The organism is Streptomyces flavofungini (genome assembly GCF_030388665.1).
GTDB classification, from domain to species: Bacteria; Actinomycetota; Actinomycetes; order Streptomycetales; family Streptomycetaceae; genus Streptomyces; species Streptomyces flavofungini_A.
In genome coordinates this window covers 6,987,725-7,000,251 of sequence record NZ_CP128846.1, presented here as the reverse complement: position 1 = coordinate 7,000,251, position 12,527 = coordinate 6,987,725, and the positions used below count along the sequence as shown (strand labels likewise).

Below are 12,527 nucleotides of genomic sequence, written 5' to 3'. Positions count from 1 at the left end.
CCTAGGGATGCAGCGCGCCGCCGAACGGCAGGTTCCGTACGAGGGTGAACAGGGCGACGACGATGCCGACGCCCCACAGCTGGGCACGGCCCAGTTCGAGCCGCAGCGGTCTGCCACGGGCCGTCCGCAGCGCCCACAGGGCCCACACCACCGCGAACAGGGCGAAGCCCACGACGGCCAGCGCGTTGGCGCCGATGGCCGTCGGCAGGTCGCCGTGCGCGAAGGCGTGGGCGCTGCGCAGGCCGCCGCAGCCCGGGCAGAAGATGCCCGTGTAGTGCAGGAGCGGGCAGGGCGGGTAGTGGCCCGGTTCGTTCGGGTCGACTGTGGCGACGTACGCGAAGGCCGCGGTGACCGAGCCGAGCAGGCCGAGCGGCACGGCCAGGCGCCTGAGCGCTCCGGCCGGGCCCGTGGGCGCGGTGGTCTGCGGTTCTGGGGTCACCTCGGCATTGTCTCCCGTGCGGGGCCCGCGCGCCCGGGTGGTACGCCGACGGAGGGGCGAAGTGGTCCGGCCGGTGCCGGGTACGCCTCAGGGGGCCAGAACGTGTTCTGGCCCCCTGAGGCGTGTGTGTGCCCGCTGTCGCGGTCAGCTCTCGGAGCTCGCCACCCGCGGCGCCCGCTGCGGCTTCTGGCCGAGGCCCGCGAGGCGCATGGCGCCGCCCACGATGCCGCCGACGAGGGTGAGGGCCATGCCGGCCCAGAAGCCGAGCGGGTTGTCCATCACCATGAAGGCGCCCGCGACACAGAAACCGATGAAGGCGATGATGACGCCGGTCCATGCGGCCGGGGTGTGACCGTGTCCGTGGCTGCTGCCCGCCATGACTTGCTCCTCGTAGCTATGCGTGTGGGGTGGGCGCCGGTCCGGGCGGATCGCCGGTCCCGCGCCCCCGTGAGTCGGACGCTCGGCTCCATTGTCCCGTACCGGCGCGTATGCCTTGAGCGCGGGGTCCCGGGCCGGGCCGGGTCCGGTGGGCCCGGCCGTCGAGCCCGGTCCTCCGGGCGGGTCCCGGGCCTCGTGGGCCGGGACCTAGGCCTCGCGGGTCGGGTCCTCGCCGCGGTCGATGGCCTTCCACAGTTCCTCGGGCCGGTCCGGGTCGGGGGCGCGGCGGGGTGCGCGGGGGCGCGGGGAGCCGTCGCGTTCGTAACGTCCCGACATCGCGGGCCAGTTGCGGCCGCGGAAGAGGGCGAGCAGTCCGGCGACGAGGATCAGGGCGCCCGCGGCGACGGCCGCATACGGCCAGCCGGTGTGGCTGAGCCCGGCGATCTGGGAGGCGGCGTCGCCGGAGGTCTCGGCGGCCTTCTCGTCCAGGGCGTCGCGGTCGTTCGCGCCGAGCAGCGCGGCCACGACGATGCCGACGCCGCTGAGCGCGAGGAGCAGGGACACGAGCAGGCGCCCGGTGCGGCGCACGGCGAAGACGGCGACGAGCGCGGCCAGGCCCACTATGGCGAGGGCCGCGGGCACGCCTGTGACGTCGCTGCCCTTGGCCGTCAGCGGGAAGTCGCCGCCTGCCACGGCCGTCGTGCCGTGCGCCCAGGACTGCCGGGACGCGAGCAGCGCGAGGGCGGCCCCGGCGGCGCCGAGCAGCAGGGCGGCGGCGAGGCTGCGCCGGCCGCCGCGGGGTGCGGGGTCGGCGGCCACCCGTGGCGCCCCGTCGGAAGCGGGCGACACGCCGTCGGTACGGGATGTTGGCACTGCAGAAGTCACCCGTCCACTATCCCTCACGGCTCCCGGCGCCGTGCAGCCGGTTCGCGGTGTGGATGGCGCGCAGCACGGCGGCGGCCTTGTTGCGGCACTCGGTGTCCTCGGCGACGGGGTCGGAGTCGGCCACGACCCCGGCTCCGGCCTGCACGTACGCGGTGCCGTCGCGCAGGAGCGCGGTGCGGATGGCGATGGCGGTGTCGGAGTCGCCCGCGAAGTCCAGGTAGCCGACGCAGCCGCCGTACAGGCCGCGCCGGGACGGCTCCAGTTCGTCGATGATCTGCATGGCGCGGGGCTTGGGGGCGCCGGAGAGGGTGCCCGCGGGGAAGCAGGCGGTGAGCACGTCGAAGGCGGTGCGGCCCTCGGCGACGCGGCCGGTGACCGTGGAGACGATGTGCATGACGTGGGAGTACTTCTCGATGGACATGAAGTCCACGACCTCGACGGAGCCGGGCGTGCAGACCCGGCCCAGGTCGTTGCGGCCCAGGTCGACGAGCATCAGGTGCTCGGCGCGCTCCTTGGGGTCGGCGAGGAGTTCCTCGGCGAGCGCCTGGTCCTGCTGCGGGGTCGCGCCGCGCGGCCGGGTCCCGGCGATGGGGTGCACCATGGCCCGCCCGTCCTCGACCTTGACGAGCGCCTCCGGCGAGGAGCCGACGACGTCGAACCCGTCGAAGCGGAACAGGTACATGTACGGGGACGGGTTGGTGGCCCGCAGGACGCGGTAGACGTCCAACGCGCCGGCCTCGCACGGGGTTTCGAAGCGCTGCGAGGGCACGACCTGGAAGGCCTCGCCCGCGCGGATGCGCTCCTTGATGTCCTCCACGGCTTCCTGGTACTGCTCGCCGCCCCACAGCGCGGTGTACTCGGGCAGTTCGGAGGGCGGGAGCGCGGCCGGGGGCTGGGAGAGCGGCCGGGAGAGGTCGGCCTGCATGGCGTCGAGGCGGGCGAGCGCGTCGGCGTACGCCTCGTCGACGCCGGTGTCGAGGTCGTTGTGGTTGATCGCGTTGGCGATGAGCAGGACCGAGCCGTCCCAGTGGTCGAGGACGGCGAGGTCGCTGGTGAGCAGCATGGTCAGCTCGGGGAGCTTCAGGTCGTCCCGCTCCCCCGGGCCGATCTTCTCCAGGCGGCGCACGATGTCGTAGCCGAGGTAGCCGACCATGCCGCCGGTGAAGGGGGGCAGGCCCTCGGCGCCGGTGAGGTCGCGCGGGGTGTGCAGGGCCTCGACGGTGGCGCGCAGGGCGTCCAGCGGGTCGCCGGTGGTGGGCACGCCGACGGGCGGGGTGCCGAGCCAGTGGGCCCGCTCGTCGCGGACCGTCAGGGTGGCGGCGCTGCGGACGCCGACGAAGGAGTACCGGGACCACGAGCGGCCGTTCTCCGCGGACTCCAGGAGGAACGTCCCGGGGCGCTCGGCGGCGAGCTTGCGGTAGAGCCCGACCGGTGTGTCCCCGTCCGCGAGGAGTCGGCGGCTGACGGGGATCACCCGGCGGTCGGTCGCGAGCTTGCGGAAGGTCTCCAGATCCATGGGTCAAGACCCTACTGACCCGGCGCCGGGGCGTCGGCCACGGCGAGCACGTCGGTGTCGAAGCAGGTGCGGGTGCCGGTGTGGCAGGCGGCGCCGACCTGGTCGACCCGGACGAGGACGGTGTCCGCGTCGCAGTCGAGGGCGACGGACTTGACGTGCTGGAAGTGGCCGGAGGTGTCGCCCTTGACCCAGTACTCCTGGCGGCTGCGGGACCAGTACGTGCAGCGGCCCGTCGTCAGGGTGCGGTGCAGCGCCTCGTCGTCCATCCAGCCGAGCATCAGCACCTCACCGGTGTCGTACTGCTGGGCGATGGCGGGGACCAGGCCGTCGGCGCTGCGCTTGAGGCGCGCGGCGATCTCCGGGTCGAGGCTGCTGGGCTGCGGCGATGCGGTCATGGGGCCATTGTGCCGCCCGCGCGGCGCTCACCCGGCGGACGTCCACTGTCCGGACCGGGCACCCGGTCGTAGGCTGGCTCCATGTCGACCCATGCCAAGCGTGAACGGCTCCTCCTCGCCGACCTGTTGGAGGCGGCGGGACCGGACGCCCCGACCCTCTGTGACGGCTGGACCACCCGGGATCTCGCGGCCCACGTGGTGGTGCGCGAGCGGCGCGCGGACGCCGCGGGCGGAATCCTGATCAAGCAGCTCGCCTCGCGCCTGGAGCGGGTGCAGGCGGAGTTCGCCGCGAAGCCGTACGAGGAGCTGATCCAGCTGATCCGTACGGGGCCGCCGCGGTTCTCGCCGTTCAACCTGAAGCAGGTCGACGAGGCCTCGAACGCCGTGGAGTTCTACGTCCACGCCGAGGACGTGCGGCGCGCGCAGCCCGACTGGACGCCGCGCGAGCTCGACCCCGTCTTCGCCGAGGCCCTGTGGTCCCGCCTGGAGCGGATGGCCCGTGTCGTCGGCCGCAAGGCCCCGGTGGGTCTGGTGCTTCGCCGCCCCGACGGCCAGACGGCGGTGGCCCACCGCGGCGCGCCCGTGGTGACGGCGACGGGTGAGCCGGGCGAGCTCCTGATGTTCGCCTTCGGCCGCCAGGAGGCGGCGGAGGTGGAGCTGGAGGGCGACAAGGACGCGATCGCGCGGCTGCACGAGACGAAGCAGCTCGGGCTCTGAGGCCGCGCCCCCGGGACGCGCAACGGCCTCCCCGGGACGCGGAACGGCCGCGACGGGCGCGGTGAGCGCCTGCCGCGGCCGTCTCAGGTGCGCGGTGCGGGGCCGCAGCGGACGTCAGCGCCGCTGGTCAGCCGCGACGGGAGGCCGCGGCGTCATGCCTGGGGAGGCTGGCCCTGATCACGTCCCAGCTGGTCCTTGAGCTTGTCCTGGGCCGTGTCGACCTGGCTGCTGTACTTGCCCTGGGTCTTGTCGTCGACAAAGTCACCGGCCTTGTCGATGCCCTGTCCGGCCTTGTCCTCGTGACCCTTGAGCATCTGCTTCAGCTTGTCCATCACAGACATCGCCGACCTCCTTGCTGTTCGTCGGTCACCTCCAGCATGGGCTCCGCGTACGCAGCGCGCATCCGCAAGCCCCCGCTGTCACCGGGCGAGCTCGGCCCCGCGCAGCCACCACAGCCCCACCAGGGCCCCGGCCCCGGTCACCACCGCCCCCGCCACGAACACGGGACCGACGCCCCACAGCCCGATCGCGGCCCCGGTGAGCGGGTAGCACAGCGGCGGCACCCCGAGGGTGAGCAGGCTCGCCACCGACGTGACCCGCCCCAGGTACGCGGGCTCGGTGACGGTCTGGAGGAGCGCGCCGCCGAGAGCCCCGCCGAGCCCGAGCAGCAGCCCCACCAGGAGCGCCGCGAGCACGGCCCCCGGGACCGACGGCACGAACGCCAGCGCCGCGAGGGCCGCCGCCCCCGGCAGCGCCGTCCACGACAGGACGGCCCCGGCCCGCCGCACCCGCCCCCGCACGGCCACGCCGAGGGCGGCGAGCCCCGCCCCGGCGCCGAAGCCCGCGACGATCCACCCCATGCCCCTCGCGCCCCAGCCCCGCTCGTCGGCGAGAAGCACGATGCCGACGTTGCCCGGCCCGGAGAAACCCATCTCGGTCACGGCGATCACGACCATCAGAGGCGCGAGCACCCGGTGCCCGCGCACGTACCGCAGACCGCTCACCAGCTGCCGCCCGGCGGGCTCGGCGGTGCCCGCCCGGTCGTCGGCGGGAAGTCCGCGCAGCCGTACGGCGAGCAGGAGCGGCAGCGAGAGCGCGAAGAGCAGCCCCGCCACGGCGAACCCCGCCGCGGGCCCGCCGAGCGCGACGGCCAGGCCGCCCGCCGGGGCCGCCGTCACCGTCGCCACCCGCTGCCCGAGCGTCTTCATCCCCTGCACCCGGGCCAGCTCCCCCGGCACGGTGAGCCGCGGCGGCAGCGCCCCCACGCTCGGCAGGAACAGCGCGTCCACGACGCCGAAGAGCAGCGCCGCCGCCACGAGCAGCCCGACCGCGGGCGTCGACACCAGCAGGACCCCGGCCAGGGCGAGGGTGACCAGGCAGCGCGCGGCGTCACTGGCGAGCACCACGCGGCGCGGCCCGAACCGGTCGGCGACGACTCCCCCGCCGAGCATCAGGACGGCGCGCGGCACGGCGCCCGCGGCCAGCACGAGCCCGGTCTGCGTCGCGCTGCCGCTGCGCGCGGCGGCCCAGGACAGGGCGGCGAAGTAGACGCTGTCGCCGATCATCGAGGCGGTGTACGCGGCGAGCCAGCGCAGGACGTTGCCGTCTCGGTGGGCGGGTTTCCCGGGGGCCGGGGCGGTGCGCGTCCCTGTGACGGTCACGGGCGGTGCCCCTCAGGTCCGGAACGGGAAGCTGTAGAGGTGCAGCGCGACGTTCTCGCGCCCCGCGTCGTCGCCCGCCTCGTGCGCGGCGTCGCCCGAGCCGACGTACTTGTTGATGACGGCGCGCAACTCGCCGGAGAGTTCGGCGAGTTCGGCGGCGGTGAGCCGGAGCAGGTAGTCGGAGCCGTCCGCCGCGGCCTGCCACTCGGGGCTCCAGGCGGGCTGCTCGTCCAGGTAGCGCAGATAGGCGTCGGTGCGCTGGTCGACGATCACGCGGGTCACGGCGCTGTGCGCGGCGAGCTTCTCGGGGGCGTCCTCGAAGTCGCGCCGGTGCAGGCTCAGGCCCTGCTGCGCGGGCTGCCACCAGCGTTCGCGGCCGTCGCCGCGGTGGGCGCCCGGCGCCTCCTCGATGAGGCCGTGCTCGGCGAGTTTGCGCAAGTGGTAGCTGACCAGGGCGACGGCTCCGTCGACCTCGTCGGCGAGCTGCGAGGCCGTCGCCCTGCGGCGTACGTACAGGGAGCGGTACAGCTTCAGGCGCAGCGGGTGGCCGAAGGCCTTCAGCGTGCCGAGGTCGGTGATGCGGCGGTCCTCGGGCCGGTCGCCCGCGCTCCGCTCGCCCTGTCCGGGCTTGTCGGTCATGCCCGCCACGCTAGATACGAAGGGAAAGTTGCGCAATTGATTTTGCGCAACTTTCCCTTCGTATCTGCCCGGGCATCCCCTCCCGCCCGCCCTCCTGTCCGCGCACGCGAAGGCCCCGGCCACCCTGAGGTGAACCGGGGCCTTCTCGCGCGCGGAGCTACCTGACGGGGTGGCCCGCCGATCGCAGCGTGTCCTTGACCTCGCCGATGCGCAGGTCGCCGAAGTGGAAGACGGAGGCGGCGAGCACCGCGTCCGCGCCCGCCGCGACGGCGGGCGGGAAGTGCTCCAGGCGGCCCGCGCCGCCCGAGGCGATGACGGGGACGCTGACGTGCTCGCGGACGGCCTCGATCATCTCGATGTCGTAGCCGTCCTTCGTGCCGTCGGCGTCCATCGAGTTCAGCAGGATCTCGCCCGCGCCGAGCTCGGCCGCGCGGTGCGCCCACTCCACGGCGTCGATCCCGGCCGACTTCCGGCCGCCGTGCGTGGTGACCTCGAAGGAGCCGGTCGCCGTGCGGCGCGCGTCCACGGAGAGGACGAGCACCTGGCGCCCGAAGCGCTCCGCGATCTCGCGGATCAGGTCGGGCCTGGCGATGGCGGCGGTGTTCACGCCGACCTTGTCCGCGCCGGCCCGCAGGAGCTTGTCGACGTCCTCGGCCGTGCGCACGCCGCCGCCGACGGTGAGCGGGATGAAGACCTGCTCGGCGGTGCGGCGGACCACGTCGTACGTCGTCTCGCGGTCACCGGAGGACGCCGTGATGTCCAGGAACGTCAGCTCGTCGGCGCCCTCGGCGTCGTACACCTTGGCCATCTCGACGGGGTCGCCCGCGTCGCGCAGGTTCTGGAAGTTGACGCCCTTGACGACGCGGCCCTTGTCCACGTCGAGGCAGGGGATGACCCGTACGGCGAGCGTCATGCGCCATCACCGGCCCCGGGGGGCGCGTACGCCTCCACCTCGACCTCGACGACCAGGCTCGGGTCGATGAAGCCGGAGACGATGAGCATGGACGCGGCCGGGCGGACGGCGTCGAACAGCTCCTTGTGGGCGCGGCCGACGTCCTCGACGTCCCGGGCGTGCGTGAGGTACATCCGGGTGCGCACCACGTGCTCGGGGCCGAGGCCGACCTTCTTCAGGGCGTCGAAGGCGACCTGGAAGGCGTTGAGCGTCTGCTGGTACGGCGTGCCCGCGTCTATGGCGCCGTCCACCACGGACGTGCACCCCGACACCAGGACGAGACCGCTCGGCAGCGCGACGGCGCGGGAGTAGCCGATGGACTCCTCCCACGGCCCGCCCGAGCTCACCCGGCGGATGTCCCCGGTCATGACGACGCCACCGTCGCGAGGGCCTCCTCCAGCGTGAACGCCTTCGCGTACAGCGCCTTGCCGACGATCGCGCCCTCGACGCCCTGCGGCACGAGCTCGGCGATGGCCCGCAGGTCGTCCAGGGACGAGACGCCGCCGGAGGCGACGACGGGGCGGTCGGTGGCCGCGCACACGTTCTTCAGGAGCTCCAGGTTCGGCCCCTGGAGCGTGCCGTCCTTGGCGATGTCGGTGACCACGTAGCGCGCGCAGCCCTCGGCGTTCAGGCGCTCCAGGGTCTCGTACAGGTCGCCGCCGTCGCGGGTCCAGCCGCGGCCGCGCAGGGTCGTGCCGCGCACGTCGAGGCCGACCGCGATCTTGTCGCCGTGCTCGGCGATGACCTTGGCGACCCACTCGGGGGTCTCCAGGGCGGCGGTGCCGAGGTTGACGCGGGTGCAGCCGGTGGCGAGGGCGGCGGCGAGGGTGTCGTCGTCGCGGATGCCGCCGGACAGCTCGACCTTGATGTCCATGGCGGCGGCGACCTCGGCGATCAGGGCGCGGTTGTCGCCGGTGCCGAACGCGGCGTCCAGGTCGACCAGATGCAGCCACTCGGCGCCCGACCGCTGCCAGGCCAGGGCGGCCTCCAGCGGGGAGCCGTAGGAGGTCTCCGAGCCGGACTCGCCGTGGACGAGGCGCACGGCCTGGCCGTCGCGGACGTCGACGGCGGGAAGGAGTTCGAGGGTGCTCACAGGGTTCCGATCCAGTTGGTGAGGAGCTGGGCGCCGGCGTCGCCGGACTTCTCGGGGTGGAACTGGGTGGCCCACAGGGCGCCGTTCTCCACGGCCGCCACGAACGGCTCGCCGTGCGTGGCCCAGGTGACCAGAGGGGCGCGCAGCGCCGGGTTCACGGTCTCCAGGGACCAGTCGTGGACCGCGTAGGAGTGCACGAAGTAGTAGCGCTCGTCGGCGCCGAGGCCCTTGAAGAGCTCGGAGCCCGCGGGCGCCTCGACGGTGTTCCAGCCCATGTGCGGGACTATGTCGGCCTTCAGCGGCTCGACCGTGCCGGGCCACTCGTCCAGGCCCTCGGTCTCGACGCCGTGCTCGATGCCGCGCGCGAAGAGGATCTGCATGCCCACGCAGATGCCCATGACGGGCCGCCCGCCGGACAGGCGGCGGCCCACGATCCAGTCGCCGCGCGCCGCCGTCAGGCCCTTCATGCAGGCCTCGAAGGCGCCGACGCCGGGCACCAGGAGGCCGTCGGCGTTCATGGCCTTGTCGAAGTCACCGGTGATCTCGACGTCGGCGCCCGCGCGGGCCAGGGCCCGCTCCGCGGAGCGGACGTTGCCGAAGCCGTAGTCGAAGACGACGACCCGCTTACGTGAGGCTGAGGAGGTCAATTCCACACCTCCAGGCGGACGACGCCCGCGATCAGGCACATGCCCGCGCCGATGGAGAGCAGCGTGATCAGGCTCTTGGACTGCTTCTGCTTGACGAAGGAGTAGACGCCGCCGAGCAGGAAGAGACCGACGAAGAACAGCAGGGTGGAGGTACCGCTCATGGCTACAGCGCGCCCTTCGTGGAGGGGAGGATGCCGGCCGCGCGCGGGTCGCGCTCGCTGGCGTAGCGCAGCGCCCGGGCGAGGGCCTTGAACTGGCACTCCACGATGTGGTGCGCGTTGCGTCCGTAGGGCACGTGGATGTGCAGGGCGACCTGCGCCTGGGCGACGAAGGACTCGAAGATGTGCCGGGTCATCGTCGTGTCGTACGCGCCGATCATCGGCGCCATGTTCTCCGGCTCTGTGTGCACCAGGTAGGGGCGTCCGGAGAGGTCGACGGTGACCTGGGCGAGGGACTCGTCGAGGGGGACCGTGCAGTTGCCGAAGCGGTAGATGCCGACCTTGTCGCCGAGGGCCTGCTTGAAGGCGGCGCCGAGGGCGAGGGCGGTGTCCTCGATGGTGTGGTGCGAGTCGATGTGCAGGTCGCCGTCGGTCTTGACCGTGAGGTCGAACAGGCCGTGGCGGCCGAGCTGGTCGAGCATGTGGTCGTAGAAGCCGACCCCGGTCGACACGTCGACCTTGCCGGTGCCGTCGAGGTCGATCTCGACGAGGACCGAGGTCTCCTTGGTGGTCCGCTCGACTCTGCCAACGCGGCTCATGCGCTCTGCTCCTTCTTCAGTTCGCGTACCGCATCGAGGAACGCGTCGTTTTCGGCGGGGGTTCCCGCGGACACCCGCAGCCACCCCGGCACTCCGTTGTCCCGGACGAGGACGCCCCGGTCGAGGATCCGCTGCCAGGCCGCGTGGGTGGCGCCCTCGCCCTCGAACCGCCCGAACTGCACGAAGTTGGCGTCGGACTCGGTCACCTCGAAGCCGATCGCCCGCAGCTCGGTGACCAGGCGGTCGCGCTCGGCCTTCAGCTGCTCGACGTATCCGAGGAGGGTGTCCGTGTGCTCCAGGGCGGCCAGGGCGGTGGCCTGGGTGACGGCCGAGAGGTGGTAGGGCAGGCGCACCAGCTGGACCGCGTCGACGACCGCGGGGTCGGCGGCGAGGTAGCCGAGGCGCAGCCCGGCCGCGCCGAAGGCCTTCGACATCGTCCGCGAGACGACGAGGTGCGGGCGGCCTTCGAGCAGCGGGAGCAGCGAGGCGCCGTGGCTGAACTCCACGTACGCCTCGTCGACCACGACGATCGACGGCTTGGCGGCCTGCGCGGCGTCGTACAGCGCCATGACCGTCTCGGCGGAGACGGCGTTGCCCGTGGGGTTGTTGGGGGTGGTGATGAAGACGACGTCCGGCGCGTTCTCGGCGATGGCGCGCGCCGCCGCCTCCGGGTCGACCGTGAAGTCCTCGCGGCGCGGACCCGAGATCCAGCCTGTGCCGGTGCCACGGGCGATCAGGCCGTGCATCGAGTACGAGGGCTCGAAGCCGATGGCCGTGCGGCCCGGGCCGCCGAAGGTCTGCAGGAGCTGCTGGATGACCTCGTTCGAGCCGTTGGCCGCCCACACGTGGGCGCGCGTCACCTCGTGGCCGCCGGTGCGGGTGAGGTAGCGCGCGAGCTCGGTGCGCAGCTCCACCGCGTCCCGGTCGGGGTAGCGGTTCAGGTCGCGGGCGGCCTCGCGCACGCGCTCGGCGATGCGCTCGACCAGCGGCTCGGGCAGCGGGTAGGGGTTCTCGTTGGTGTTCAGGCGTACGGGGACGTCGAGTTGGGGCGCGCCGTAGGGGGACTTGCCGCGCAGCTCGTCGCGTACGGGAAGGTCGTCGATGTGGGTCACTTGTTCTCCGGCACCTTCCACCCGAAGCGGGCCTTGATCGCGGCGCCGTGCGCGGGCAGGTCCTCGGCCTCCGCGAGCGTCACCACGTGGTGCGCGACGTCGGCCAGGGCCTCGCGGGTGTAGTCCACGATGTGGATGCCGCGCAGGAAGGACTGGACGGACAGGCCCGAGGAGTGGCACGCGCAACCGCCCGTGGGCAGCACGTGGTTGGAGCCCGCGCAGTAGTCGCCGAGGGAGACCGGCGCCCAGGGGCCGACGAAGATCGCGCCCGCGTTCTTGACGCGGTCGGCGACGGCGGCGGCGTCGCGGGTCTGGATCTCCAGGTGCTCGGCGCCGTACGCGTCGACGACGCGCAGGCCCTCGTCCAGGCCGTCGACCAGGACGATCGCGGACTGCCTGCCCGCGAGGGCCGGGGCGATCCGGTCCTCGACGTGCTTGGTCGCGGCGACCTGCGGCTCCAGCTCCTTGGCCACGGCGTCCGCGAGCTCGGTGGAGTCCGTGACGAGGACGGCGGCGGCCAGCGGGTCGTGCTCGGCCTGGCTGATCAGGTCGGAGGCGACGTGCACCGGGTCGGCGGTGTCGTCGGCGAGGATCGCGATCTCGGTCGGCCCGGCCTCGGTGTCGATGCCGATGCGGCCGGTGAAGTACCGCTTGGCGGCGGCGACCCAGATGTTGCCGGGGCCCGTGACCATGTTGGCAGGGGCGCAGGTGTCCGTGCCGTACGCGAACATCGCGACGGCCTGGGCGCCGCCGACCGCGTACACCTCGTCGATGCCGAGCAGCGCGCAGGCCGCGAGGATCGTCGGGTGCGGCAGCCCGCTGAAGTCGGCCTGGGGCGGGGACGCGAGCGCCATGGAGGCGACGCCGGCCTCCTGCGCGGGCACGGCGTTCATGATCACGGAGGACGGGTAGACGGAGCGGCCGCCGGGTGCGTACAGGCCGACGCGCTCGACCGGCACCCACTTCTCGGTGACCGAGCCGCCGGGGACGACCTCGGTGGTGTGCGGGGCGCGGCGCTGGGCGCGGTGGACGGTGCGGGCGCGGCGGATGGACTCCTCCAGGGCCGCGCGGACGTCCGGGTCGAGCCCGGCGAGGGCCTCGGTGAGCGCGGCGGCGGGCACCCGCACGTGCTCCAGCTTCACGCCGTCGAACTTCTCCGCGTACTCGATCAGCGCCGCGTCGCCGCGATGATGCACGTCCTCGCAGATCGGCCGCACCTTCTCCAGGGCGGCGGCGACGTCGAAGTCGGCACGGGGCAGCAGGGCGCGTAGGGCGTTGCCCTCGGGGAGGGCGTCGCCGCGCAGATCGATTCGAGAGATCACATGGCCAATTCTCT

17 protein-coding genes are annotated in these 12,527 nt (G+C 73.4%); 1 reads left to right on the top strand and 16 read right to left on the bottom strand.

What is annotated here, in order from left to right; genetic code table 11:
• Position 1 precedes the first annotated feature (1 nt).
• The 5 genes from QUY26_RS29955 to hisI all read right to left on the bottom strand — a co-directional run bounded on the left by QUY26_RS29955 (position 2) and on the right by hisI (position 3,613).
• Positions 2-439 carry a DUF2752 domain-containing protein gene (locus tag QUY26_RS29955; protein ID WP_289952045.1) on the bottom strand — a complete coding sequence of 146 codons (438 nt, stop codon included), beginning with the start codon at positions 437-439 and terminating at the stop codon, positions 2-4.
• Between the two features lie 144 nt (positions 440-583).
• A complete protein-coding gene (locus QUY26_RS29950) occupies positions 584-817 on the bottom strand; it encodes an HGxxPAAW family protein (protein WP_289952043.1) in 234 nt (77 codons plus the stop codon).
• 207 nt (positions 818-1,024) lie between these two features.
• Complete coding sequence (locus QUY26_RS29945; RefSeq protein WP_289952041.1) at positions 1,025-1,702, bottom strand: TIGR02234 family membrane protein; 678 nt, start codon at positions 1,700-1,702, stop codon at positions 1,025-1,027.
• A gap of 7 nt (positions 1,703-1,709) precedes the next feature.
• Positions 1,710-3,218, bottom strand: coding sequence for an anthranilate synthase component I (locus QUY26_RS29940; protein ID WP_289952038.1), 1,509 nt, complete (start codon positions 3,216-3,218; stop codon positions 1,710-1,712).
• A gap of 11 nt (positions 3,219-3,229) precedes the next feature.
• On the bottom strand, positions 3,230-3,613 hold the full coding sequence (gene hisI, locus QUY26_RS29935; RefSeq protein WP_289952037.1) for a phosphoribosyl-AMP cyclohydrolase: 384 nt from the start codon (positions 3,611-3,613) through the stop codon (positions 3,230-3,232).
• 81 nt (positions 3,614-3,694) lie between these two features.
• On the opposite strand from hisI, the gene QUY26_RS29930 reads away from it, so the two are divergent.
• Positions 3,695-4,330, top strand: a complete 636-nt coding sequence (locus QUY26_RS29930) for a TIGR03085 family metal-binding protein (protein ID WP_289952035.1) — start codon at positions 3,695-3,697, stop codon at positions 4,328-4,330.
• 152 nt (positions 4,331-4,482) lie between these two features.
• Here the strand turns inward: QUY26_RS29930 and QUY26_RS29925 are convergent, their stop codons facing one another.
• The 11 genes from QUY26_RS29925 to hisD all read right to left on the bottom strand — a co-directional run bounded on the left by QUY26_RS29925 (position 4,483) and on the right by hisD (position 12,513).
• Positions 4,483-4,671, bottom strand: coding sequence for an antitoxin (locus QUY26_RS29925; protein ID WP_289952032.1), 189 nt, complete (start codon positions 4,669-4,671; stop codon positions 4,483-4,485).
• A 78-nt stretch (positions 4,672-4,749) separates the two neighbouring features.
• Positions 4,750-5,991 (bottom strand): MFS transporter, encoded by a 1,242-nt coding sequence (locus QUY26_RS29920; RefSeq protein WP_289952030.1) that lies wholly within the window; start codon positions 5,989-5,991, stop codon positions 4,750-4,752.
• A 12-nt stretch (positions 5,992-6,003) separates the two neighbouring features.
• Complete coding sequence (locus QUY26_RS29915) at positions 6,004-6,630, bottom strand: winged helix-turn-helix domain-containing protein (RefSeq protein WP_289952028.1); 627 nt, start codon at positions 6,628-6,630, stop codon at positions 6,004-6,006.
• A 157-nt stretch (positions 6,631-6,787) separates the two neighbouring features.
• Positions 6,788-7,543, bottom strand: a complete 756-nt coding sequence (gene hisF / locus QUY26_RS29910; protein WP_289952026.1) for an imidazole glycerol phosphate synthase subunit HisF — start codon at positions 7,541-7,543, stop codon at positions 6,788-6,790.
• Complete coding sequence (locus QUY26_RS29905) at positions 7,540-7,950, bottom strand: RidA family protein (RefSeq protein ID WP_289952024.1); 411 nt, start codon at positions 7,948-7,950, stop codon at positions 7,540-7,542. The genes hisF and QUY26_RS29905 overlap by 4 nt, the downstream gene beginning before the upstream one ends.
• Positions 7,947-8,675, bottom strand: a complete 729-nt coding sequence (gene priA, locus QUY26_RS29900) for a bifunctional 1-(5-phosphoribosyl)-5-((5-phosphoribosylamino)methylideneamino)imidazole-4-carboxamide isomerase/phosphoribosylanthranilate isomerase PriA (protein WP_289952022.1) — start codon at positions 8,673-8,675, stop codon at positions 7,947-7,949. The genes QUY26_RS29905 and priA overlap by 4 nt, the downstream gene beginning before the upstream one ends.
• The gene (gene hisH, locus QUY26_RS29895; RefSeq protein WP_289952020.1) at positions 8,672-9,328 is read right to left on the bottom strand and encodes an imidazole glycerol phosphate synthase subunit HisH; all 657 of its coding nucleotides are present in this window, start codon (positions 9,326-9,328) and stop codon (positions 8,672-8,674) included. The genes priA and hisH overlap by 4 nt, the downstream gene beginning before the upstream one ends.
• Positions 9,319-9,483, bottom strand: coding sequence for a hypothetical protein (locus tag QUY26_RS29890; RefSeq protein WP_030361641.1), 165 nt, complete (start codon positions 9,481-9,483; stop codon positions 9,319-9,321). The genes hisH and QUY26_RS29890 overlap by 10 nt, the downstream gene beginning before the upstream one ends.
• A gap of 2 nt (positions 9,484-9,485) precedes the next feature.
• Positions 9,486-10,079, bottom strand: a complete 594-nt coding sequence (gene hisB, locus QUY26_RS29885) for an imidazoleglycerol-phosphate dehydratase HisB (RefSeq protein ID WP_030361642.1) — start codon at positions 10,077-10,079, stop codon at positions 9,486-9,488.
• Entirely contained in the window at positions 10,076-11,191 is a 1,116-nt protein-coding gene (locus tag QUY26_RS29880; RefSeq protein WP_289952015.1) for a histidinol-phosphate transaminase, read from the bottom strand. The genes hisB and QUY26_RS29880 overlap by 4 nt, the downstream gene beginning before the upstream one ends.
• On the bottom strand, positions 11,188-12,513 hold the full coding sequence (hisD, locus tag QUY26_RS29875) for a histidinol dehydrogenase (protein WP_289952014.1): 1,326 nt from the start codon (positions 12,511-12,513) through the stop codon (positions 11,188-11,190). The genes QUY26_RS29880 and hisD overlap by 4 nt, the downstream gene beginning before the upstream one ends.
• Positions 12,514-12,527 lie beyond the last annotated feature (14 nt).

Bases quoted from the DNA above. Each gene is read 5' to 3' on its own strand.
- QUY26_RS29940 (WP_289952038.1), bottom strand. From the start codon at position 3,218: ATGGATCTGGAGACCTTCCGCAAGCTCGCGACCGACCGCCGGGTGATC.
- hisB (WP_030361642.1), bottom strand. From the start codon at position 10,079: ATGAGCCGCGTTGGCAGAGTCGAGCGGACCACCAAGGAGACCTCGGTC.
- hisI (WP_289952037.1), bottom strand. From the start codon at position 3,613: ATGACCGCATCGCCGCAGCCCAGCAGCCTCGACCCGGAGATCGCCGCG.
- QUY26_RS29905 (WP_289952024.1), bottom strand. From the start codon at position 7,950: ATGACCGGGGACATCCGCCGGGTGAGCTCGGGCGGGCCGTGGGAGGAG.
- QUY26_RS29890 (WP_030361641.1), bottom strand. From the start codon at position 9,483: ATGAGCGGTACCTCCACCCTGCTGTTCTTCGTCGGTCTCTTCCTGCTC.
- QUY26_RS29915 (WP_289952028.1), bottom strand. From the start codon at position 6,630: ATGACCGACAAGCCCGGACAGGGCGAGCGGAGCGCGGGCGACCGGCCC.
- QUY26_RS29950 (WP_289952043.1), bottom strand. From the start codon at position 817: ATGGCGGGCAGCAGCCACGGACACGGTCACACCCCGGCCGCATGGACC.
- QUY26_RS29930 (WP_289952035.1), top strand. From the start codon at position 3,695: ATGTCGACCCATGCCAAGCGTGAACGGCTCCTCCTCGCCGACCTGTTG.
- QUY26_RS29925 (WP_289952032.1), bottom strand. From the start codon at position 4,671: ATGTCTGTGATGGACAAGCTGAAGCAGATGCTCAAGGGTCACGAGGAC.
- hisF (WP_289952026.1), bottom strand. From the start codon at position 7,543: ATGACGCTCGCCGTACGGGTCATCCCCTGCCTCGACGTGGACAAGGGC.